The organism is Gabonibacter massiliensis (assembly GCA_001487125.1).
GTDB lineage: Bacteria > Bacteroidota > Bacteroidia > Bacteroidales > Marinifilaceae > Gabonibacter > Gabonibacter massiliensis.
In genome coordinates this window covers 1,703,198-1,725,189 of sequence record LN913013.1, presented here as the reverse complement: position 1 = coordinate 1,725,189, position 21,992 = coordinate 1,703,198, and the positions used below count along the sequence as shown (strand labels likewise).

Sequence of the window (21,992 nt, the reverse complement as noted above, 5' to 3'; positions counted from 1 at the left end):
AGGATAAACGAGATTTATCTTTGATCTTTAGTGTATTCGTAATGGAGTGATAGGCCTTCCGGATAGGCGTATTTATTGGAAAATGCAAGTTAGAAATAATAGATGAAATATATAATGATTGTATTATTGATGCTCGGAACTTTTATGGTTCGGGCTGAAATAATTAAGGGCCGGGTTATGGAAGAGGCGGCCGATGGTTTACAACCGATAGCAGGGGCTAATGTATACTGGTTGGGTACATCGAAAGGTGTGGTGGCTGACGAAAAGGGTGAGTTTAAAATTAAATGGGATGATAGTGGAAAATTAGTTGCCAGTTTTATAGGATTTCAATCGGATACGGTAGAAGTAAAATCTACGGATAAGTTTGTGGAATTCGTATTGATCGAGGGGCGTCAATTGGATGAAGTGAGTGTTGTTTCCAGAAAAAGATCTACCGTCATGAGTACGAATCGTCCCGTGATTGAACAGGTCATTACCGGTACGGAACTTTTAAAAGCTGCCTGTTGTAATTTAGGCGAGAGTTTTGAGACGAATGCTTCTGTCGATGTTTCATATGCCGATGCGGTGACCGGAGCTAAACAAATTCAATTATTAGGATTGACGGGAAAATACATCCAGTTGATGACAGAAAATTTCCCTAATTTTCGGGGACTTTCTTCTTTGTACGGATTAGGTTATATTCCAGGGCCTTGGATGGAGGCAATCTCCATTTCAAAAGGAACGGGATCGGTGGTAAACGGGTATGAATCGATTGTCGGACAAATTAGTGTCGATTATAAAAAACCGCAGAATAGTGAAAAGCTGTATTTGAATGCTTATTATAGTGATGACGGGATGTTTGAATTTAACTCTAATTTCGGAGTCAAATTTAATGATCGTTGGAGTACGATGTTTTTGATACATGGAGATTGGTTGGATAAAGTTCATGATGGAAATAAGGATGGTTTTTCGGATATGCCGGAGAAGACCCAATACAATGTCATGAATCGTTGGGCATATAAAGACGATAAGTGGTTTTTTCAATTCGGAGGAAAGTTTTTGGATGAGGAGCGGAAAGGTGGAGAGAGCAAGCATCATTCGGTCGGTGTGAATTCGGGTTCTTCGTATCGAATCGGAATAGACACAAGACGTTACGAGGGTTTCTTAAAATGGGGTTATCTTATGCCGCGGTACGACTATACGAGTATGGCCCTTATGATAAATTATACGGATCATGATCAGGATTCGTATTACGGATTAAAAAGATACGATGCCCGTCAGAGAAATCTTTACCTGAACTATATCTTTCAGTCTATATTCGGTTCCAATCCGGATCAACAGTACGCGACGGGAATTAGTTTCAATTACGATGATTATGATGAGTATTTTCAAGACCGTTACTTTACGGATGATAATGCTACGGTTACGAATCCGGTTAATTTTGAGCGTCAGGAAAAGGCCGTGGGTGCGTTTTTTCAATATACCGGAATGTTTTTTGATAAAAAAATTACTTTTATGGCGGGTTTGAGATATGACCATCATAATTTATACGGGAATTTTGTAACTCCCCGGCTTCATCTTATGTTCAGGCCGGACGAGATGACCAATTTGAAACTTACTGCCGGAAGAGGATTACGCATGTCTAATATTTTAGCGGAGAATAGCTATTTATTAGCGTCTTCGGCAGGTATCTATGTTAATGGAAAATTGTTGGTGGAAAATCCGGGTGAATTAAAGCATTTAAAGATGGAAGATGCTTGGAATATTGGTGTAAATCTGAACCGTAAATTCTATTTGTTTAATCGAATTCTGTCGATTTCAGCTGATTGTTATCATACGAAGTTTACGGATCAGGTGGTTGTTGATAACGAGACGGCTTTTGACCGGGTGAATTTTTATAATTTGGAGGGTAAGTCTTATTCCAATAGTTATCAAATCGAAATGCAATACGAGGTAATTCCCCGTCTGGATCTTTTAGCCGCTTATCGTTATAACGATGTTAAAACAACGCTTCATGGAAGAAAAACAGAAATGTTGCCTTTGGCCAGCCGTTACAAAGGACTGTTGAATTTATCGTATCACACTAATATGAGAAAATGGCAATTTGACTTTACGACTCAATTTAACGGGGGAGGAAGGATGCCTCGTCAGACAGGAATCCCTGAAACTTATCAGACGGGAAGTAATTTTAAGGCTTTTCAGTTGATGAATGCGCAGGTGACCAAGTTTTTCCGTCGATGGAGTGTATACGGGGGATGTGAGAATATGGGGGATTTTAAACAGAAACATCCGGTGATAGCTTCAGACGATCCATGGGGAAAATATTTTGACTCCTCGAAAATTTGGGGACCGGTTCACGGGAGAAAATTTTATATCGGAATACGCTTTGCCTTAGATCGGGAATCATAGATAATGATTTTTAAATTTAAAATAGAATACATATATTTGAAGTACTCCTATTAAATAATTAATAAACAATTTGATTATGAGAATTATACAAATAATTTGTGCGTTGGTATCGTTTATAACCGTCGGTTTGACGGTTGATGCCCAGACTAAAAAAGATACGACTGTAATTTTTAAAACGGATATTCATTGTCCTAAATGTAAGGCAAAAGTTGAAAAGAACATTCCTTTCGAGAAAGGAGTAAAAGATCTTAAAGTCAATCTGAAAGATTCTACTGTTTTATTGACCTTTAGAATGGATAAGAATTCCGTAAAGGGATTGTGTGCGGCTCTCGCGAAATGCGATGTAAAAGTTTTGGGAATGTATTCTAAGGACGGGAAATTATTGCGGTGTAAGGTTTGTAAACCGAATAACTGCGACAAAAATTGTACGGGGGACTGTAATGATTCGTGCGACCGGAAATGTGAGACATCGGAATGCAAAGGAGATAAAGCATGTTCCGTCGTCTGTACAAAAGAAGATTGCGATAAGGATAAAAAATGAAAACAGGAAGAAGGGCGGAGAAATTCTTTCGCTCTTCTTCCAGATTTCAATTCTCTAAAATAAATCGAGAGATTCGATCCGCTTGTTTGGTAATGTCTTTCAGTAGTTTTACCTGAACTCTTGTTCGTTGGAGATTTTGATCCGTGTAAGTTACGGGATAGTAGAGATCTCCTTGAAGATAGTCTGTTAGAAAGCGGATAGCCTGTAAATAAGTCATTAATTTGCAAGAAAAACCGAGTGTTTCTTTTTCTTTACGGGTTAACAGGTGCTTGGTTTTTTCCATGAATCCGGTACAAAAAGCTTTGAAATACTCTATATTGAAATAAACCTGGTTCAGGTTTGTCGTTTCTTCGCCGGCTGTATTACAACAAGATCTTGCAGCATCTCCGAAATCGTAATGTACAATGCCCGGCATGACGGTGTCCAAATCGATCATGCATAAAGGATGATTGTTTCCGTCGAATAAAAGGTTATTGACTTTAGTGTCGTTGTGAGTAACTCGTGAAGGAAAATAGTGTTCGTCCTTCATGGATTGAAAATCAGTCATTTCCGGGTCTAAAGAGGAGAGGTAGGTTACCAACTCTCGGCTCTTTTCTATTTTTTCGTCTTCTGCTTTTAAAAGGGCGTCTTGTAATTCATGTTGCCTATGGACGACATGATGAAAATCGGGGATGGTCTCGATCAGAAGCGAAGCGTCGAAATCGGATATGCGATTTTCAAATTCCCCCAACCCTATTCCGAATTCGTAAGCCATGGGAGCCGAGGTGACTACTTCGTAGTTCCTTGATCCTTTGATAAATAATGCGAGCGTCCAATAATTACCGTCGTAATCTTTGTAATACGGTTTTCCCTTATTCGTGTAAAAATAGGTGATGTATTTTCTGGTAATATCGTTAATCTTGTGTTTGATCAAGCGGTTGCGAATATGTCCGCAAACCAGCTCTTTGTTTCGGACCAATTTCGGTATATCCGTGAAAATATTCCCGTTGATGCGTTGGAGAATGTATTCAGCCTCTTCATCTACTTTCACCAGATACGTATCGTTGATATGTCCCGAACCGTATGGAGTAGCGGAAATGAATTGTCCGCTACTCTTAAAGGCTTCGTATATCCGTTTGATTCTGTCCATTATATATTAAGCTCCCGTTTTTGATTTTATTTATTTGTTTATATCCGTGTATACGCCTTCCGTTTCAAAACGGTTTAATGCCTGATTGACGAAGTCGGTATCTTCTTTGTAAGTCACTCCAAACCATTTGGCGTTTGTTTTTAAAATCTTCACTTTTATTTCTTTCCGGTTGAGAAGTGTATCCACGACACTGGGAATATAAATTTCAGCCTTTGGGTTTGTCTTGTTTTGGCGGTAAAATTCGATGAATTGTTTTTCGATCTCTTCAAATAACATAGGCGTGAATCCCCAGAAATTCATGGAAACGATATCATCGCCTCGTAGTACTCTTCCGGTTGCGATGTCTTTGATGCCGTCATTGTCCTTGATGATTTTCGTACATTCTGTAATACTTGTCATGAAAAGGTCTCGGTCGAAAGTACAAATTCCTCTTGAAACGGAACCGTTTTCAGACAAGGTGGAATCCAAGCGGTATCCAGCAAGACTGAAACAGGTGTCATCCGGATTATAAGCGATGAATTCGTGCATTTTTTGAAATGCATCCCGACCGTAAAAATCATCGGCATTAATAGCGATAAAAGGTTCCTGAATCGCCTCTTTGGCGGACCATATGGCATGAGCCGTTCCCCACGGTTTTTCTCGTTCGACGGGAGGTAGATTGCCCGGTAAACGATCCATTTCCTGAAAACAGTAATAGGTCTCCGCGTGGTTTTCGGCATATTTCCCTACTGCTTCCCTGAATTCTTTTTCGAAACTCTTTCGGATGATAAAAACGACTTTATCGAATCCAGAATGAAGAGCATCGTAAATGGAGTAGTGAAGTAATGTTTTTTGATGAGGTCCGAGTAATGCCAATTGTTTTAAACTTCCGAATCTCGATCCCATTCCGGCTGCCATAATAAGCAAAGTTGTTTTATTTTTTCTTGTTTCCATATTTTTATATATAAACCAAACTTCTATTCATACAAAACTAATAAAAACTTTACAATTGAATAATGAAACATCAATTTTGTTTTATATTGAAAATATCCTATCTTGCCGCACATAAATCAGAGGTGTACATGTTTTGGGATATTAATATCGAAAAACTTAAAAGGGATAATCATTCTCATGGTGAATGTGTTTTCAATGCATATTCAAAAGAGTTGTATGTATTTGCTTATAGCGTGGTGGGAGGTAAAGTGGAGTCAGAAGATAACGTTCAAGATTTTTGGGGGAAATTATGGCCGTTGATTCATTATTTCTGTCAAAGGTTTTCTTTTCGTTTTTATTGTCATACTTCAATTTATCGCATGTCATTAAATGTATTACGAACCAAGTAGCGATACACGGGATTGTCTGAAAATATGATTGGTTCTACTGATATTCAATTTGAGATGGAACGGGCGGATTTACGTTTTAAACTGGAACAAGCAATTGCAACTTTACCTGAAAGATGCAGAGAAATTTTTATCGAGATATGTGTTGAAGGAAATTCTTATGCAGCTATTGCAGAGAAATACAATTTGTCTGTAAATACGATAAAAGTGCAGGTTAGTAAAGCTTATCAGATATTGCGGGAAGAACTTTCTCATGAGGAGCGATTGATCTTTTTTCTTTGGTGTATGCAGCAAAATAGCTTTCGATTTAATTCGAGTTCGGAAAGGTAAGTCTTTCAAATTGCTTTATTGTTCATTTTCCTGATAATCAGGATTGTCAATCGTCAATTGTATTTGGGATTCGTCGGAAGGAAAAACTTCGACGGAGCGGAGTTGTCGTTGGATGGCCCGGGTACGTTTTCCCATAACTTCTTCTAATTGATTGTTGGCTGTCTGAATACTTTTTTGCGCTTTTTCAAGCATGCCTCCGAATTTGTCAAATTCGTTTTTCACGTTTCCGAGGATTCTCCATACCTCACTGCTTCTTTTTTGGATCGCTAACGTCCGGAATCCCATTTGGAGGCTGTTTAGGATAGCGGCGAAAGTGGTGGGGCCCGTGACAATTACCTGGTAGTTGCGTTGGAGTTGTTCCAACAGGGAGGCCCGGCGAACGACTTCGCTATATATACTTTCGAAGGGCAGAAACATAATTCCAAAGTCCGTTGTATGCGGGGGATCAAGGTACTTGTCATGAATATCTTTAGCCATGTTTCTGATGGTTTGTTCTATATTTTTGGATGCAACATCGATTCGTTGCGGATCTGCCGATTCATAAGCATCTAACAATTGCTCGTAAGCATCTTTGGGGAATTTGGCATCGACGGGCAAAAAAACATTCTCCCGGGAATCCTCCTTACCCGGAAGTCGTATGGCAAATTCGACGATGGCGTCCGAGTTTCTTTTGGTTTTTACATTGGCCGTGTATTGTTCAGGTGCCAAGAGTTGTTCCAAGAGCATTTCCAATTGGATTTCTCCGATAGAGCCTCTCATTTTCACATTGCTCAATACGCGTTTTAATCCGCCTACGTCATGAGCTAATGTCTGCATTTCTCCTAATCCTTTTTGCACGTGTTCCAATTGTCTGCTGACTAATTCGAAAGATTGACCTAATCTTTCATGCAATGTTTTTTGTAATTTTTCTTCTACCGTCTGCCGCATATCCTCGAGTTTTTTCTCTGTGGACTGTACCAGATTTTGTTGACGAATGGTTAGTTCCTCCATTTTTTCTTTTAGCAGGTGTTGGAAAAATTCCATATGTTCGGAAAAGTTTTTTTGAAACGAGTGGATTACTTGAGTGTTTTGATCTGAGAGGTTTTTTAGAACATCTCGATGCTCTGTTCGAAAATCGGAGAGATTTCGGGATAGTTCTTCTCTGTTTTGACCGGATCGGGCAGTTTCACACTCTCTCGAATATCGGATCTCGTCCAGCATGTTTTTTTCTAATCTGGAAAGATGTTGTTGAAGTTGTTCTATCTGCTTTTGTGTCCCTTTATCTCTAAAACGGAAAATGAGAATGATGTTGATAACCAGTATGATGATAGAAAGGATTAAAATAAGAATTTCCATATTTCTGATAATTATTTGTCAAAAATAAGGAAATAAAAAAGGAGGGTAAAAATTTTCGGTAGTTATTTTGAGGTAATAAGCGAAATTATTGCCTGTCAGCTACCTCTTGCTCAATTCCTTTAAGTTTATGGGGGATGAATATAAGAGCTTGGGTATCGTAGCCTCTTTTTTTAGCTCGTTTTAATAAATCGTTTAGTTTTTTCTTCGAAATTTTAGGTGACCTACTTACGATCCAAAGATGATCGATTTCGGAACTTCCAATCAGGGCAGCACTATAATCGTCTTCTACTTCCAGAATATAATAATCCGCGCTGAAGATCAGAAAAAAAGTAACTTTTAAAATTCCCGGTTTGTCTTTATCCGGAATATGTACTTTCCCTACTATTTCCCGTTTTTCTCCGTTCAGGCTGTCCTGGAATCCGCAACCGATGACCTCAATGTTTCCGTTAGATTTGATGATGTATTCTGTTGTGACCCCTACCAAACCTCGCTCGAACGGGTGATCGAAGCGGGCGATTTCATACCATAGTCCGGCGTATCTATCCATGTCCAGACTGTCTATTGCCGTGTTGTCGACTTTCCCTTCGGTTTGCCCGATTCCTACTGAGATGCTGATTCCCGTGAGCAGCATCAAAAATAAAAATAACTTCATGACATAAGTGTTGATAATTAGATGTTTGATCTAATTTCTACGAGTGTCATGGGAAAAATGTTATTGGTTTTTATTCGCTAATTGACCGCAGGCGGCATCAATGTCTTTTCCTTTGCTATGTCGTAGATTGACAACGATATTTTTGCTTTCAAGAAAGCGAATAAAAGAATCTCTATTCTCTGCCGGGCTGTGTTGGTATTTTGCTCCTTCGACTTGATTGTACTCTATGATATTGATTTTAACCGGGAATTGCCGGCAAAATGAGGCGAGTGCTTTTGCAGCTTCCAAACTGTCGTTAATCCCTTTCAAAAGAAGGTACTCAAATGTCGGACGAGTCCCGGTTTTTTCCACGAAATATTTAATGGCTTCGGCCAGTTGCGGAAGAGGATATGCTTTATTGATCGGCATAATTTGATTTCTGGTCGAGTTAATGGCGGAATGTAAAGATATGGCTAAGTTAAAACGGACCTGATCATCCGCTAATCTTTTTATTCCTTCCGGAATGCCGGATGTCGAAAGGGTGATCCGGTAGGGAGACATGGCTAATCCCTCTTCGGAGGTTATTTTTTGGATGGCTTCCATTACATTATCGTAGTTCAGGAGAGGTTCTCCCATGCCCATAAAGACAATGTTGGAGAAAATCAATCCCCGTTCTTCAGCCATTTTCTTTACGGCTACTACCTGATCGAAAATTTCTTCGGGTTGTAAGTCTCGGGTGAAACCTAATCCGCCCGTGGCACAAAAACTGCATTTTAATTTGCATCCTGCCTGAGACGAAACACAGGCTGTGGCTTTATCCCGTGAGGGAATAAGTACGGACTCTATCAATTGCCCATCATCCAACGTGAAACCTAATTTGGTCGTTCCGTCGTTGCTTTTTTGGATGTGGGTTAAGGCTATGGTTTTGATAACAAAATATTTATCCAATAGCTCCCGTGTATTTTTGGATAAATTGGTCATGTCCTCGAATCGGGTTACACCTCGTTGCCAAAGCCATTGCCAGATTTGTTTCGTGCGAAACGCTTTTTCTCCCTGCTGTTCAAGGAAATCGGAGATCTCTTTCCCGGTACATTTCCTGATATTTCGTTTTTCTACCATAATCTCTTTTCTACGAAGGCAAAGATAGAAAGAAAACGATTTCTTTTGAAATCACGTTTTATTTTTCTGGTTTCCGGATAAAAAAATCTGCTTTTGACGGGTGTCGTTTCTGTCCGTTCGTTTTTAATAACAAGTTAAATAAAAGTGAATATGCTGGCTCTAATTGATTTTATTGTATATTTGCCGACGTTTGCCTGAAAGTGTGATTAATCGGGATTCGTGTATGTGTAAATTTAAAATTGGATTATATAAAATGAATGTTTAAATGAAGCAGATGAGAAAAATTTTTATTGTTGTTTTTGCTTTGCTTTCAGCGTCTATAGCTCGGGCGGATGAAGGCATGTGGTTGTTATCCTTGTTGAACAAGAATATCGACACGATGCAAGCCATGGGTTGTAAACTATCGGCTGAAGATATCTATTCAATAAATCAAGCGTGTTTAAAAGATGCAGTAGTGGGATTAGGACGGGAAGGTCGTCCTTTTAGTCATTTCTGTTCCGGCGAGATTATTTCTCCGAAGGGGTTGGTGATGACAAATCATCATTGTGGTTTTGGTGCGATTCAATCTCATTCTACAATAGAACATGATTATCTCTCCAATGGTTTCTGGGCATATAGTTTGGAAGAAGAATTGGCGAATCCGGGAATAACCGCTTCCATTCTTCAACGGATGGAAGACGTGACGGATCAGGTAAATGCCGTGTTGAACGATGATATGACGGAATCGGAGAGAGCCGTGGCGATCGATAGCATATCTAAATTGATCGTGGAGAAAGTAACCAAGGGTACGAATTTAAGTGCTCAGGTACAGGATATGTTTGAAGGCAATCAATTCTTTTTGTTGGTATATAAGATTTATAGGGATGTTCGTTTGGTCGGAGCTCCTCCCCAAAGTATGGGTAAATTCGGGGGAGATACTGATAACTGGATGTGGCCTCGCCATACGGCGGACTTCTCCTTGTTCCGTATTTATACCGGTCCCGACGGAGAGCCGGCTTCATTCTCGGAAAAGAATATTCCGCTAAAACCCAAGCATCATTTCCCGGTTTCTGCTAAAGGAATTCAGGATGGAGATTTCGCTATGACTATGGGATTCCCCGGTTCCACGGATCGTTTTTTAACCTCGTTCGGATTAAAAGAGACCATGGATGTTACCAATGATATTCGTTACAAGGTGCGTACGGAGAAACTTCGGGTTATGAAAGAAGGAATGGATGCTTCCCCGAAAACCCGTATTCAATATGCTTCTAAGTATGCCAGTTGTGCTAATTATTGGAAGTATTCCCATGAGCAGAATATAGCATTGAAGAAGTTGAACACGATGGCCAATAAGCTTGAGATTGAAAACGAATTTACTGCTTGGGTTAATGCGGATCCTGCACGTAAAGCTAAATACGGAAACGCTTTGAACCTGATTAAGAAGGGTTACGAGGATATGGCTGATTACTCTGTAGCTATGGCCTATTTGCAAGAAGCATTGGGAGGACCGGAACTTCATATGTTTGCTTTCCGTACGAGTAATTTGCTCGAGAAGTTATCTAAAAAAGATACGCTTTCCGATGATAAAAAAGAGAAGATAAGGGAAGTTTTGAAGAAATACGCGAAGGATTTTTACAAAGATTTTAATGCTGAGATAGATAAAAATTTAGTATCTACTTTATTTAAGATTTACAGCGAGTCGGTGGGAGAAGAGATGTATCCGGAGATTATTCAATTTATAAATAAAAAGTATAAAGGCAACTATGAAAAATTCGCTCAGGATATGTTCGATAAATCGATTTACGCGAGTGAAGAGTCCTTTACGGCGTTTTTGGAAAAACCGGACATGAAGAAATTGGAGAAAGATTTGGCATATAAAGCCGGGAAGTCTTTCTTTGAGTTTTATATCGGTATGAGTGCCAAGACGAGTGAGATGAATCAAAATATAGCCAAGGGCAATCGTTTGTTTGTAAACGGGTTGATGAAGATGAATCCGGATAAGGTATGGGCGCCGAATGCTAATTCCACGATCCGTTTGTCTTATGGTAAGGTCGGTAGTTACAAACCGAGAGATGCCGTATTTTACGATTATTACACGACTCTGACGGGAGTGATGGAAAAAGAGGGACCTAAAGGCGGTGAATTCGAAGTTCCTCAACAATTGAAGGATTTGTATGCTGCTAAGAATTTCGCTCCTTACGGAACGGATAATGTCGTGGCTTGTTTTATTACCAACAATGATATTACCGGAGGAAATTCCGGTTCTCCGGTAATCAATGCTAACGGAGAATTAATCGGAGCCGCGTTTGACGGAAACTCCGAAGCGATGTCCGGAGATATCGATTTTGAAGAGAATCTGCAACGTTGTATCAATGTGGATACCCGTTATGTTCTATTTATTATCGATAAAATGGCTAAAGCTAAAAATTTGATCGACGAGATGACAATCGTATATTAATAGAGAAGTTTTTATATGGGTAAAGAGCCGGCAGGTTACTGCCGACTCTTTTTATTTGGGCATACAGCACTTTTGTTTTTCCGGAAGGTTATGCTTTTTTCGACCCAAGCGTTCTTGTAGGGATTGCATCATGTAATAAAAGTTAGGCATAAACAGCGTACCTACTAACGAGCTCATCAACATTCCGGCGAAGACGGCGATGCCGAGGGATATACGGCTGGCCGCACCTGCTCCGGTGGAGATAACCAAGGGGAAAGTACCGAGAATGAAAGCGAAGGAGGTCATTAATATCGGACGTAGACGAACTCTTCCTCCTTCCAATGCAGCTTCGTAGATTGATTTTCCCTCGTTATGGTAATCCCGGGCAAACTCGACAATCAGTATGGCATTTTTAGCCGTTAGTGCGATTAGCAGGATAATGCCGATTTGCGTATATACACTGATAGGCAAATTCATGATCATAACGCCGATCACGACGCCTAAAAGAGCAATGGGGAGTCCCATGATTACCGCGAACGGGGTGGTCCAGCTCTCGTATTGAGCGGCCAAAATCAGAAAAACAACGATAATGGCTAAGGCGAAAATAAGAGAGGTGGTAGATCCGGCATTCTCTTCCTGATACGCCAAGGCTGTCCATTCATGGCCGAATGAAGTACCTAATTTTTCCTGCATAAGTTGTGCCATGATGTTTAGGGCTTGGCCGGAACTGTAACCGGGGGCGGCTTCTCCGGAAATCATGGCTGCCACGTAAGTATTGTATTTGGGTAGTAATTCGGCTCCGAGTTGTTGTTTTACGGTTGTAAATGCCGAAAGGGGAACCATATTACCCTCGGCATTTTGTACGTTTAAATAAAGAACATCGTGGATTAATCGACGACTGTCGGGAGCCCCTTCCAGTTTGACCTGGTAAGTACGTCCGTATTTAACGAAATTGTTCACGTAAACGGAGCCTAAGTAACTGGATAAGGCGTTGAATATGTTTCCGATGGGGATTTGCATGAGTTCGGCCTTATCCCGGTCTATATTTAGAAAATATTGGGGTACGTTGGCGCTGAACGTGGAACGCAGGGAAGATAATCCGGGATGGGCGTTCCCTGCCTGTACCAAAGCGTCTGTCGCTTGTTGTAACATTTGGGGACCGTAACTGTTGATATCTTCTATCATGACTTGGAAACCGCTGCTTTCACCCAATCCGGGAATGGGTGGAGGAGAAACGGCGTAAGCCTCGGCTTCCTTAATTTGTAAATAGGCCATTTCGTTGAAACGATTAACGATAGATCCGACACTAAGGCTTTTATTTTTGCGTTCGTCCCAATTTTTTAGCATCACGAAAATAGATGCGGCATTGGAACTTTCGGCATTGTCCATGATGGAAAAACCGTTGATGGTAATATAGGTCTCTACTCCATCCAGTTCATCTAATATTTTGCTGGCTTTCTCAACTGCTTTAGCCGTTTGGAAGTAGGAGGCTCCGTCCATCAATTGCATGGAGATGATAAAGTACCCTTGATCCTCATTGGGAATAAAGGTCTGGGGTTCTCTCGAGAATTGAACAAAAGCGATGACGGAGAGGAGGATAAAAACGATAAAAGTCAATACGGATTTTCGCATAAAGCCTTTTACTACCCATAAATAGCCGTTCGTGGTTTTTTCGAAGAAACGGTTGAAACCTTTAAATAAAAAGAACTTGGACGGTTGTTTGGGTTTAAGAAAAAGAGCACACAGAGCCGGACTTAAAGTTAAAGCGTTGAATCCGCTGATTACCGTGGCTACGGCAATCGTCAAGGCAAATTGTTTATAGAGCGATCCCGTAATTCCTCCAATGAATGCCGTCGGGATGAATACGGCCAACAGAACCAAAACGATACCGACGATGGCTCCGGATACTTCTTTCATAGCCTGTTTCACGGCCTCTTTCATGTTGTCGTATTTCCCGGTTTCAATCAATCGGTAACTGTTTTCTACGATTACGATGGCATCATCTACGACTAAGCCGATAGCTAAAACAAGACCGAAGAGGGTTAGGGTATTAATAGAAAAGCCTAATAGCCCCATGAAAGTAAAAGTACCGATCAGAGATACCGGGATAGTAATAAGAGGTATTAACATGGCCCTCCAGTTTTGCAGGAATAGCAGAATGACAATAAGTACCAGTATAAATGCAGAACCTAAGGTTTTGTATATCTCTTTAATAGATGCTTTAATAAATTCGGTCGTATCTAAGGTGATATTGTAATGAACACCTTCCGGAAAATAGGAACCCAGTTTTTCCATCTGGGCTTTTACCCGTTCTGCTACGTCGAGAGCATTTGCCCCCGGGAGTTGGTAGATGGCTATAGCGGCTACGTTTTGTCCCTTTAAAGTGGCTTCTACATTGTAGCTTTCATTGCCTAATTCGATGGTCGCTACATCTTTTATTCGTAAATATTTTCCTCCGGGTAAGGCTTTTATGATGATGTTTCCGAACTCCTCTTCGTTCAGTAATAAGCCTTGGGTTTCAAGAGTATATTTGAATGCTACTTTTTGATTTAATGGCATGGAGCCGACCGATCCTGCTGCTACTTGTATGTTCTGACTTTTAATAGCGGCAATAACTTCTTCCGGCGAAACTCCCCGAATCGTGAGCAAATCGGGGCTTAACCAAATACGCATGCTGTAATTCCCGGCTCCGAATAGTCCTACGTTTCCGACTCCTTTGACGCGTCCCAATTCGTTTACTAAATTCAGTTCCGCGTAATTGGAGAGATAAAGTGCGTTGTAATTCGGATTGTCGGAAGTAATGGAAAGAAACATAACCACGTTTGTCGATTCTTTTGTCGTCGTGACTCCGATTTGGGTCACTTCTTGAGGTAAGGTACTAAGAGCCATATTTACCCTGTTTTGTACCAATACGGTTGCCATATCAAGATCCGTTCCAACTTCGAATGTGATGGTTAATTTATAAACCCCCGCACTTGAAGAAGTAGATGACATATAAAGCATTCCCTCGACTCCGTTGATTTGTTGTTCGATGGGGGTGGCTACCATTTGAGAAATGGTTGTCGCGTTTGCTCCCGGATAACTCGCCTCTACAACTACGGTCGGGGGAGTAATAGTGGGGTATTGTTCCACGGGTAGACTGCGGAGGGTAACCAATCCGGCCACGACGATCAATATGGATAGTACGGTGGCGAAGATGGGTCTATTAATGAAAAATGTTGACATCATAGAATTTGAAGATTTAAATTAAAATGGATCATTGACAGCGCCCGTTACTTGGGTACGGAGAGTACAGGGGTTACTTTCATTCCGGGACGAACGTTTACGAGAGCTTCCACTACATATCGTTCTCCCATTTCGACTCCCTGTGTGATTTCCCGCATTCCGTCCGGAGTGAGTACTCCCACATCCACGTGTCTGAATTCTACCGTATTGTCGGGATTGACAATATAAACGAATCTTCCGCTTTGGTTGGTTCCGATAGAACCTTCCGGAATAAGGATAGCTTTGGTAACCGTTTTATATGGGATGATCACTTTCACGTATTGTCCGCTAAGAAGCTCTCCGTTAGGATTTAGAATGGTGGCTCTGAGGGTAAGGCTTCCTGTCGTTAAATCTATATTGGGAGCGGTATAGTCTAATGTTCCCACCCATGTTTTTTCAGGAGTATTTACATCTTGGATGGTAATCTGTTTTGGCGCTTGGTTCGGGGCCGTTTGCGACATTTTTACGTAATCTTGGTAGGCCATATTGAAATAGAGAAACATCCTGCTGTCCTTGTAAATGGTGGCTAACGTAGTCGTTTCCGTGCCGACGAGATTGGCTTGATCTATAAGATTCCGGGATATTCTGCCCGAGAAGGGTGCTTTTATGTAACAGTAGTTCAGGTTGATATGGGCTAAATCTAATTGACTGTGGGCTTCTTCGTAAGTGGCCATGGCTTCCCCGTAATTGGCTTCTGCTTGTAAATAATCAATTTCGCTGACGGCATTTGTTTTTACGGCATCCTTCATCTTTAGGTAGGAAGCTTTGCTATAAGCTAATTGAGATTTAGTGCTCTCCAGGGTGGCTTCTGCTTGGCGTACCTTATCTTTATAAGGTTGGGGTTCGATGACGAAGAGTAGTTGTCCTTCATGCACGCGTTGACCCGGTTTGAAATGGATCTCTTCTAAAAAACCGGGAACTCGGGCAACTAAATCTACCGTTTGTTCTGCCTCCAGATAGCCGGGGTATTCAAACGTGTATACGACTGTCCGTTGCGTGGGATTACTTACTTCGATAGAGGGAGCGGGTGGAGCCTCTTGTGTTTTGCGTTTTCCGCAACCTCCCGCGATGATGCTTATCGTTATAAATGATATTCCAAGAAGATGAGTCAGTCGTTTCATTGTATGTTGTTTTTATGGATTATTTCTTTATTTCTCGAGACGGTCTCCGATCGGCCATCCGCCTCCTAATGCCTGATATAATTGGATAAGGTACCGAAGCGATATGCTTTGGGCTTGAATCAGAGAGTTCTCGTAGTTTAACAAACTTACTTGCGAGCTGAGGACATTCTGGTAGTTCGTCAATCCGCTTTTATACAGGTTTATGGCCAATTCTAACGTGAGTTTGGATTGCTGGAAAGCCTCTTTCATAGCCGAAATTTGTTGCAATGACTTGTTATAGGTGACCATGGCATTGTCCACTTCTTGAATGGCGGTCAATAGGGTTTGATTATAATTGTTAATTTCTTCTTCCAGTTGTAATTGAGCTGTTTTTTCCGATTCGACGAGATTACGACCGCTAAAAATGGTCCACTTCATCGTGGGAGCGATTTGCCATATCATGTTGTCGCGGTCTGTGAAGTTTTCAAACTGTTCCGATGAATACCCGAAAAATCCGGTAAGTAGGAATTTTGGCCACCAGTCGGCGCGACTGGCTCCGACCGCGGCAGCTAAACCGTCAATGGTTCGTTCTGCGGAACGAACGTCCGGACGTTGCCGGATAAGATTTGCCGGAATTCCGAGAGCTGCTTTTCTCGGATTGGTCGGGATCGGTTCGGCTTTTAGTAATTTCTCCCGCAGGAGGTCCGAGTGTTCCCCGATTAAAACACTGATTAGATTAATTTCTTCGTTTATGGAAGATTCTATTCCGGGAATACTGGCTTTTGTTTGTAGATACAGGCTTTTGGATTGTGCGACATCTAATTGTGATACTAATCCCACGTCAAATTTAGAGACGGTCAATTCCATGACCTTTTTTTGTGATTCCAAGTTTTCTTGTGTTACCTGAAGTTGTTTTTGTGCCGTGCGTAAATTGATGTAGGCCGTTGATAATTGGGCTGCCATGGAAACCATAACTCCCCGGTAATCTTCTTGGGCTGCCAGATAGAACTCTTTTTGGGAAGAGCTCTCTTTACGAATTCTTCCGAATATATCCAATTCCCAATTTAAATTTAGTGTTGCTGTTCCGTTCCGTTCGATTATGTTTTTTTTGTCTGCGCTCAGACTGCTTTTTTCAGGAGCATAATTTACGGTAAGATCGATAGAGGGGTAGTACGGACTACGGTCTACTCTTAATTTCGATTTTGCCATTTCGATTTTACGGATTGCAATCCGTACATCATAGTTTCTATTTACAGCTTTAATGATTAGCGAGTCAAGAATCGGATCCTTGAATAATTTCCACCACTCGTCTTGTGAGGGAAGGGGTTGTTGCAGATTAGAATTCTCATTTTCTTGCTTTGACCGGATCATTTTGTTTTGGCCAAAGCTCGGGTGAAGAATCATAAAGGTAATAATCAGAAGAAAAACTCCTGGCTTCATGGGTATTGCTGCTTGTCTCATAAACGTATTGTTGATCGTTTAATACAATTCACAGAAAGTCGTCCAGATGAAAGACGACTTTCTCTTTTGCAGCTATACGGTTTTTTATTGGAAAAGTTAGAAACCGAATATCATTTTATCGACAATGATAATGACCTGGGCAGACGGATATCCCAATATTTTACTCTCGATTTCGGTTATAGGACGGATTTGGATAATATCTGCCGGATCGATATCCAAATTTCTGGTTAATCGGTTATTAATGATTAAAATCGGCTCGTCCAGTTTATCTATGTTAAAGGTATAATCCTGATGCTCGTGATTGAATTTTAAAATACCGTCGGCGTAACTGATGAATCTGCCGGCTTTTTGTTTGGTATTGATCACGACATAGGACGTTTTGGGATCTTCGGGAGAACGAACCATATTAACGGTGGCGATTTCATCCGGAATACGATTACCTATACTGTCGGCAGAAAATTCTTTTCCGTCGATTAAATAGATGATCTTCGAATTTTGAGCATTGACTTTAATCTTGGTTTTTCCGTTTTCTTGGATGACCTCTAAGCCGTTGGACATAAACTCTTCGAAGCCGTTGTCTGAAGTCGTTCCTTGTCGATATTCAAATGAATTCCCCATGTTTTCCATCATTTCTTGCATTCGTGCAAACATTTCGTCCATGCTACCCAATCGCTCCCGGTGATTTTTTAAAAATCCGTTTAGCGTGGTAGAGTCATTATGAAAGGGGTTTTCTTGTAAGAATCTTTTTAAAAGTTCCTGATGTCTGTCCAGGATGTTTTCTTCTTCCTGTTCGGGTGCATTGATGTAGGCGAGAACGTCCATACCCTTTACCTGAAGGGCATTTGCCAATAGATGAATCTTGTTCAATTCGATATCTCCCCTCAGTTCGATGATCGTAGTTTTATTTTTTTCCTCATTCCATAGAACCAGGGAAGTAATCGTATCGTCATTTTGCGTGACGAAAATACGTTCATTTCTCGTGACTCCTTGATAACTTTGCACTTGGTTGTATTTTGACTCGTTTTCTAATAGGGGATTTAACCGATGGTATATATTCTCGAGGACGTCGGCTTTTATTTGTTGGCGGTCAATCTGAAGAACATTGATTTCTTTTACCTTTTTAAGTACTTCTTCCGCGGAGAGCGAAAGATTATTCTTTTTATATAATCCGTAAAGTGACGGGTTCAGCATGGTCACGGTTATTCCTTCTTTGTTACGGAAGGTTTTCATCTCTTTTCCAATTTGTGCTTGGAGTGGGAAAATGAGAATGGTATTCATCATAATGCCCATGAATAGATTCAGAATCTTCATAACTTAAGTTTTTAATTTATATTGTGACTGATTTTCGTGTTAATTCTCCGGTAAAATTAATGAATAATCAAGATGATCGTTTATGCTTAACGTTATTTACAAAAGTTATGCTATCAGGTTAGAATTTTTATACCTTTGAGGCGTGATAAAACATCAAAGGAAATTACGGTGAAAACTATTTAAAGGAAAAAATTCTGCCGTAGAAAATATTAAATTGGGGGTAAAATCGGAGATTCATAAGTTAAAATCATAAGGTATGTCTGTATTTGTATATAATATCGGTATTGTATTTTATCTTTTTGCAATTCGTATTGCTGCTTGCTTTAATGAAAAAGCTTCTTTATGGATACAGGGGAGAAAAGGTCTTGGGGAGAAGTTGGAAAATATAGATCGGGGAGAGGGTAAATTGGTTTGGTTCCATGCTGCTTCGTTGGGGGAGTTCGAGCAAGGGCGTCCTGTTATGGAGATGTTACGTGCAAAGGAACCGACGACAAAAATAGTATTGACTTTTTTTTCACCTTCCGGCTATGAAATACGTAAAAATTACGCCGGTGCCGATTATGTATTCTATTTGCCTATAGATACTCCTTCAAATGCTCGGCATTTTCTGGATTCCATACGTCCTGATGCCGTTGTTTTTGTAAAATACGAGTATTGGTATAATTATCTGCGCCAAGTAAGCAAACGTCGGATTCCCGTTTATTTGATTTCGGCCATATTCAGAAAAGAACAACCATTCTTTAAATGGTGGGGCGGTTTGCATCGGAAGATGTTGGGATTCTTCACGAAACTTTTTGTACAGGATGAAGAGTCTGTCCGGCTCTTGTCGTCTATTGGGATTACTAACGTTCAAAAAACGGGTGATACGCGGTTTGATCGGGTAAAGCAAATTGCGGATCTTGCCAAACAAATTGATCGGGTAGAGATTTTTTGTTCGGATAAACGTGCTGTCGTTTGTGGAAGTACTTGGCCCGGAGATGAAGAAATTATTCTCGATTATATTAACAGGCAAGATGATACTTATAAATGGATCATCGTGCCGCATGAAATCGGGGAGAGCCATTTGAAACAAATTATGGACGGTTGTAAGAAAAAAATAGCTCGTTTTACGGATGAGCGGGCAGATCTTGCCGCTTGTCGGGTTCTATTAGTCGATTGCATAGGGCTACTCTCTTCTATTTACCGTTACGGGGCGATCGCGTATATCGGGGGAGGGTTCGGTAAAGGGATTCATAACACGTTGGAAGCTGCCATTTACGGAGTTCCGGTTATTTTTGGTCCTAAATTTCATAAGTTTAAAGAAGCTGTGGATTTATTGGAATGCGGAGGGGCATTTACGATAAAAAGTACGGATGAATTTACGGCTCTTATGGATTCCTTAATAAAAAATCCGGCAATCACGGAGACGGCCGGAACGAATGCCCTGAATTTTGTTTGTAGTCGGTTGGGAGCTACCGACCAGATTATTCGTCAATTAATAAATTAATTCCTCTGATTCTTCTTCTTCGATACCTTTAATCCAACTATTCAATTTTTTGAGTATAGCTGATTTTGTCAGGTTTTCGAAACTCTGTATTCTACACTTATGGTCCATATCCGCTTTCACGTATTTCAAACACTTCTCGTTTTTCTTTAAATCCACGGCTGTTCCACTCCAGGGATCAAGTCCCCCGTATATAAACAACATGTTTTGAGCATTCGTTTGAAGCCATTTGTTGATCGCCTGTAATTGCTTCGTGTTGAAAGAAACCTTGTCGATTCCGGCAGGTAATGCGAAATGGAAATCAATGGTATTATCGGGTTCTTCTTTAAAATATTTTTTGAATCGTTTGATGTCATAAGCGTACATACCGGTTTCCGTTAAGGCTGCATAATAAAAGGGTTGAAGTTTCACGATGGATTTATCGTCGAAGAAATCGGGAGAAGATACGGTTACCAAATAGTTAAAAATTTCATTCATATCCCTGGAATCTTCTGTCGGCATATCGTTTATGTCGGCTCCCCATTGCCAGAAGGCAAACGGGAATTCCAAAATAACCAATTTGGTAGCTCTCTCTACTCCGCCTACCGTAAGGAAGGTATAGTTATGGTCCCGGGCAAATTCTTGCATCTTGGGCACGAGCGTATTTAGATTTTCAAAACATCGTTTCTGGAAATCGATGATCTGCCATTTGATATCTTTGCCTCCGCCTTCAAACAATTTCCGGTGTTCGGGAGTTCCTCCCAAATTGTCCAAATATTTTTCCAATCGGGGGTCAATAGCTTCCAAATTCATGGGAGCCACGTAAGGGACGCTTATTTCTACATCTTCCGGATAGAAATAACGGTGGTATATAGTGGTTTGCCCTCCTTTACTGATCCCTGTGGATATCCATTTGGTACCGGGGTATATTTTCCGGATGGCCTGTATGATGTTATGCTGATCGGCCGCGGCCTGTTTAATCGTGAGGTATTTCCAGGGGATTCCGGATGAGGGTACGCTTTGATTGAAAAAACGGTGTTCTATCGTAATCTGGTTTGTATTAAAAAGTTCAGAAAGTTCACTTTCGTTTGCCGTGTGGATGCCGTACCCCTCTAAAACGGCAACCATGGGTACATTGAAATCGCGGTGTCCCAACAAAACTCTTTGTTTAAAATTCCCTTTACTCGGATCTGAATGGTCAACAGGCTGTTCGAACCAAAATTCGTAGTATTCCTTGTACGGAGATATATCCATTTTTTTGATATCGGAGATTTCTTTAATTTCTTGCAATCTTTTTAATAGAGAAGTGTCAGCTAATGAGGTAACTGACATAAATACCATTGTGATAAGAAAAAGAAATAGATGTTTCATGATCCATTGTTTTATTTAGACGGCAATTTATAAAATATTTTTATTTTTTCTTCGAGTTATGATAGCTTTTCATGTAAAATCGATATACTTGCAGAATAATTTAAAAAAGGATTTATGAAAAAGATTATGATCATGGTCGTTTTAACCCTTTTTGTATGGGTTGGAACAAAAGCACAAACAACAGCACCGGCAACTCAGCCTTCAAAAGAGTATGTTGAAACATTGAAAAAAATGATGCAGATCTCGGGTGCAGACTTATCTTTTAAAATGATGGTTCCCCAGATGTTTGCAGCAATTAAGCAACAGCTTCCCAATGTTCCGGCAGATGCTCTTGATGCTATTCAAGCAGAGGTAGAAAAGACGGCATTAGATGATTTAATAACGATGATGGCTCCTGTTTATGAAAAGCAATTGACAAAGACGGATTTGGAAGAGATTATTAAATTTTACGAAACTCCGATCGGGAAAAAATTGGCTGCAGCCCAACCTCTGATTATGCAAGGTAGTATGCAAATTGGACAACAATGGGGTCAACAAGTTGTCATGAAAATTCAAAAAATGTTACAGGACAAAGGATATTTGCCCATGCAATAATACCTGTTTAACGAGACACAAAAATGGGATCATCTTTCGTTAGATGATCCCATTTTTATAAAAAATACCATATTGCCAAGTATTACTTTTGGAAATACCGATGATCTCTAATAACGTTAATTCCTTCAATATTCGCGAGTATGTGATTTACGACTTTATGATATGATATAAAGTGAGGGAAATTGTTTTTATCTATACTTGCTTGGTGAGAATATGTTTCA

16 protein-coding genes are annotated in these 21,992 nt (G+C 40.5%); 6 read left to right on the top strand and 10 right to left on the bottom strand.

Going from position 1 to position 21,992, the window contains the following annotated elements; all coding sequences use genetic code 11:
- The first annotated feature begins 102 nt into the window (after positions 1 to 102).
- Together BN3283_RS11535 and BN3283_RS11530 are read left to right on the top strand one after the other, a co-directional pair.
- Positions 103 to 2,388, top strand: coding sequence for a TonB-dependent receptor (locus BN3283_RS11535; protein WP_059026717.1), 2,286 nt, complete (start codon positions 103 to 105; stop codon positions 2,386 to 2,388).
- Positions 2,389 to 2,464: 76 nt separating this feature from the next.
- On the top strand, positions 2,465 to 2,929 hold the full coding sequence (locus tag BN3283_RS11530) for a heavy-metal-associated domain-containing protein (protein WP_052649434.1): 465 nt from the start codon (positions 2,465 to 2,467) through the stop codon (positions 2,927 to 2,929).
- Positions 2,930 to 2,975: 46 nt separating this feature from the next.
- Here the strand turns inward: BN3283_RS11530 and BN3283_RS11525 are convergent, their stop codons facing one another.
- On the bottom strand, positions 2,976 to 4,058 hold the full coding sequence (locus tag BN3283_RS11525; RefSeq protein WP_041505486.1) for an aminoglycoside phosphotransferase family protein: 1,083 nt from the start codon (positions 4,056 to 4,058) through the stop codon (positions 2,976 to 2,978).
- A 30-nt stretch (positions 4,059 to 4,088) separates the two neighbouring features.
- A complete protein-coding gene (locus BN3283_RS11520; RefSeq protein WP_041503036.1) occupies positions 4,089 to 4,991 on the bottom strand; it encodes a sugar phosphate nucleotidyltransferase in 903 nt (300 codons plus the stop codon).
- A 413-nt stretch (positions 4,992 to 5,404) separates the two neighbouring features.
- Between BN3283_RS11520 and BN3283_RS11510 the strand changes: the two genes are divergently transcribed.
- A complete protein-coding gene (locus BN3283_RS11510; RefSeq protein ID WP_052634516.1) occupies positions 5,405 to 5,707 on the top strand; it encodes an RNA polymerase sigma factor in 303 nt (100 codons plus the stop codon).
- A 15-nt stretch (positions 5,708 to 5,722) separates the two neighbouring features.
- On the opposite strand, the gene BN3283_RS11505 is transcribed toward BN3283_RS11510, so the two are convergent.
- From BN3283_RS11505 to rlmN, 3 genes are all read right to left on the bottom strand, one after another.
- Entirely contained in the window at positions 5,723 to 7,042 is a 1,320-nt protein-coding gene (locus BN3283_RS11505; RefSeq protein ID WP_059026716.1) for a DNA recombination protein RmuC, read from the bottom strand.
- Between the two features lie 85 nt (positions 7,043 to 7,127).
- Positions 7,128 to 7,694, bottom strand: a complete 567-nt coding sequence (locus BN3283_RS11500; protein ID WP_059026715.1) for a lipocalin family protein — start codon at positions 7,692 to 7,694, stop codon at positions 7,128 to 7,130.
- A gap of 60 nt (positions 7,695 to 7,754) precedes the next feature.
- On the bottom strand, positions 7,755 to 8,792 hold the full coding sequence (rlmN, locus tag BN3283_RS11495) for a dual-specificity RNA methyltransferase RlmN (RefSeq protein ID WP_181416494.1): 1,038 nt from the start codon (positions 8,790 to 8,792) through the stop codon (positions 7,755 to 7,757).
- A 274-nt stretch (positions 8,793 to 9,066) separates the two neighbouring features.
- On the opposite strand from rlmN, the gene BN3283_RS11490 reads away from it, so the two are divergent.
- Positions 9,067 to 11,229: a S46 family peptidase gene (locus tag BN3283_RS11490; RefSeq protein WP_041505553.1), complete on the top strand. Its 2,163-nt coding sequence runs from the start codon at positions 9,067 to 9,069 to the stop codon at positions 11,227 to 11,229.
- Positions 11,230 to 11,280: 51 nt separating this feature from the next.
- On the opposite strand, the gene BN3283_RS11485 is transcribed toward BN3283_RS11490, so the two are convergent.
- The 4 genes from BN3283_RS11485 to BN3283_RS11470 all read right to left on the bottom strand — a co-directional run bounded on the left by BN3283_RS11485 (position 11,281) and on the right by BN3283_RS11470 (position 18,344).
- Positions 11,281 to 14,436 (bottom strand): efflux RND transporter permease subunit, encoded by a 3,156-nt coding sequence (locus BN3283_RS11485; RefSeq protein WP_041505488.1) that lies wholly within the window; start codon positions 14,434 to 14,436, stop codon positions 11,281 to 11,283.
- Positions 14,437 to 14,480: 44 nt separating this feature from the next.
- Entirely contained in the window at positions 14,481 to 15,593 is a 1,113-nt protein-coding gene (locus BN3283_RS11480; RefSeq protein ID WP_059026714.1) for an efflux RND transporter periplasmic adaptor subunit, read from the bottom strand.
- 27 nt (positions 15,594 to 15,620) lie between these two features.
- Positions 15,621 to 17,033, bottom strand: coding sequence for an efflux transporter outer membrane subunit (locus tag BN3283_RS11475; RefSeq protein WP_270517075.1), 1,413 nt, complete (start codon positions 17,031 to 17,033; stop codon positions 15,621 to 15,623).
- A 96-nt stretch (positions 17,034 to 17,129) separates the two neighbouring features.
- Positions 17,130 to 18,344 carry a DUF4252 domain-containing protein gene (locus tag BN3283_RS11470; RefSeq protein ID WP_059026713.1) on the bottom strand — a complete coding sequence of 405 codons (1,215 nt, stop codon included), beginning with the start codon at positions 18,342 to 18,344 and terminating at the stop codon, positions 17,130 to 17,132.
- Positions 18,345 to 18,600: 256 nt separating this feature from the next.
- Here BN3283_RS11470 and BN3283_RS11465 point away from each other — a divergent pair, with 256 nt between their 5' ends.
- Positions 18,601 to 19,830, top strand: coding sequence for a 3-deoxy-D-manno-octulosonic acid transferase (locus BN3283_RS11465; RefSeq protein WP_041505490.1), 1,230 nt, complete (start codon positions 18,601 to 18,603; stop codon positions 19,828 to 19,830).
- Here the strand turns inward: BN3283_RS11465 and BN3283_RS11460 are convergent.
- Positions 19,819 to 21,177: a S28 family serine protease gene (locus BN3283_RS11460; protein ID WP_059026712.1), complete on the bottom strand. Its 1,359-nt coding sequence runs from the start codon at positions 21,175 to 21,177 to the stop codon at positions 19,819 to 19,821. The two genes, BN3283_RS11465 and BN3283_RS11460, sit on opposite strands and share 12 nt — an antisense overlap.
- 114 nt (positions 21,178 to 21,291) lie before the next feature.
- On the opposite strand from BN3283_RS11460, the gene BN3283_RS11455 reads away from it, so the two are divergent.
- Positions 21,292 to 21,771, top strand: coding sequence for a DUF2059 domain-containing protein (locus BN3283_RS11455; protein ID WP_041503027.1), 480 nt, complete (start codon positions 21,292 to 21,294; stop codon positions 21,769 to 21,771).
- Positions 21,772 to 21,992 lie beyond the last annotated feature (221 nt).

What these genes read in the sequence shown, in the direction of transcription:
- BN3283_RS11535 (WP_059026717.1), top strand. Translation starts at nt 103, where the DNA reads ATGAAATATATAATGATTGTATTATTGATGCTCGGAACTTTTATGGTT.
- BN3283_RS11530 (WP_052649434.1), top strand. Translation starts at nt 2,465, where the DNA reads ATGAGAATTATACAAATAATTTGTGCGTTGGTATCGTTTATAACCGTC.
- BN3283_RS11525 (WP_041505486.1), bottom strand. Translation starts at nt 4,058, where the DNA reads ATGGACAGAATCAAACGGATATACGAAGCCTTTAAGAGTAGCGGACAA.
- BN3283_RS11520 (WP_041503036.1), bottom strand. Translation starts at nt 4,991, where the DNA reads ATGGAAACAAGAAAAAATAAAACAACTTTGCTTATTATGGCAGCCGGA.
- BN3283_RS11510 (WP_052634516.1), top strand. Translation starts at nt 5,405, where the DNA reads ATGATTGGTTCTACTGATATTCAATTTGAGATGGAACGGGCGGATTTA.
- BN3283_RS11505 (WP_059026716.1), bottom strand. Translation starts at nt 7,042, where the DNA reads ATGGAAATTCTTATTTTAATCCTTTCTATCATCATACTGGTTATCAAC.
- BN3283_RS11500 (WP_059026715.1), bottom strand. Translation starts at nt 7,694, where the DNA reads ATGAAGTTATTTTTATTTTTGATGCTGCTCACGGGAATCAGCATCTCA.
- rlmN (WP_181416494.1), bottom strand. Translation starts at nt 8,792, where the DNA reads ATGGTAGAAAAACGAAATATCAGGAAATGTACCGGGAAAGAGATCTCC.
- BN3283_RS11490 (WP_041505553.1), top strand. Translation starts at nt 9,067, where the DNA reads ATGAGAAAAATTTTTATTGTTGTTTTTGCTTTGCTTTCAGCGTCTATA.
- BN3283_RS11485 (WP_041505488.1), bottom strand. Translation starts at nt 14,436, where the DNA reads ATGATGTCAACATTTTTCATTAATAGACCCATCTTCGCCACCGTACTA.
- BN3283_RS11480 (WP_059026714.1), bottom strand. Translation starts at nt 15,593, where the DNA reads ATGAAACGACTGACTCATCTTCTTGGAATATCATTTATAACGATAAGC.
- BN3283_RS11475 (WP_270517075.1), bottom strand. Translation starts at nt 17,033, where the DNA reads ATGAGACAAGCAGCAATACCCATGAAGCCAGGAGTTTTTCTTCTGATT.
- BN3283_RS11470 (WP_059026713.1), bottom strand. Translation starts at nt 18,344, where the DNA reads ATGAAGATTCTGAATCTATTCATGGGCATTATGATGAATACCATTCTC.
- BN3283_RS11465 (WP_041505490.1), top strand. Translation starts at nt 18,601, where the DNA reads ATGTCTGTATTTGTATATAATATCGGTATTGTATTTTATCTTTTTGCA.
- BN3283_RS11460 (WP_059026712.1), bottom strand. Translation starts at nt 21,177, where the DNA reads ATGAAACATCTATTTCTTTTTCTTATCACAATGGTATTTATGTCAGTT.
- BN3283_RS11455 (WP_041503027.1), top strand. Translation starts at nt 21,292, where the DNA reads ATGAAAAAGATTATGATCATGGTCGTTTTAACCCTTTTTGTATGGGTT.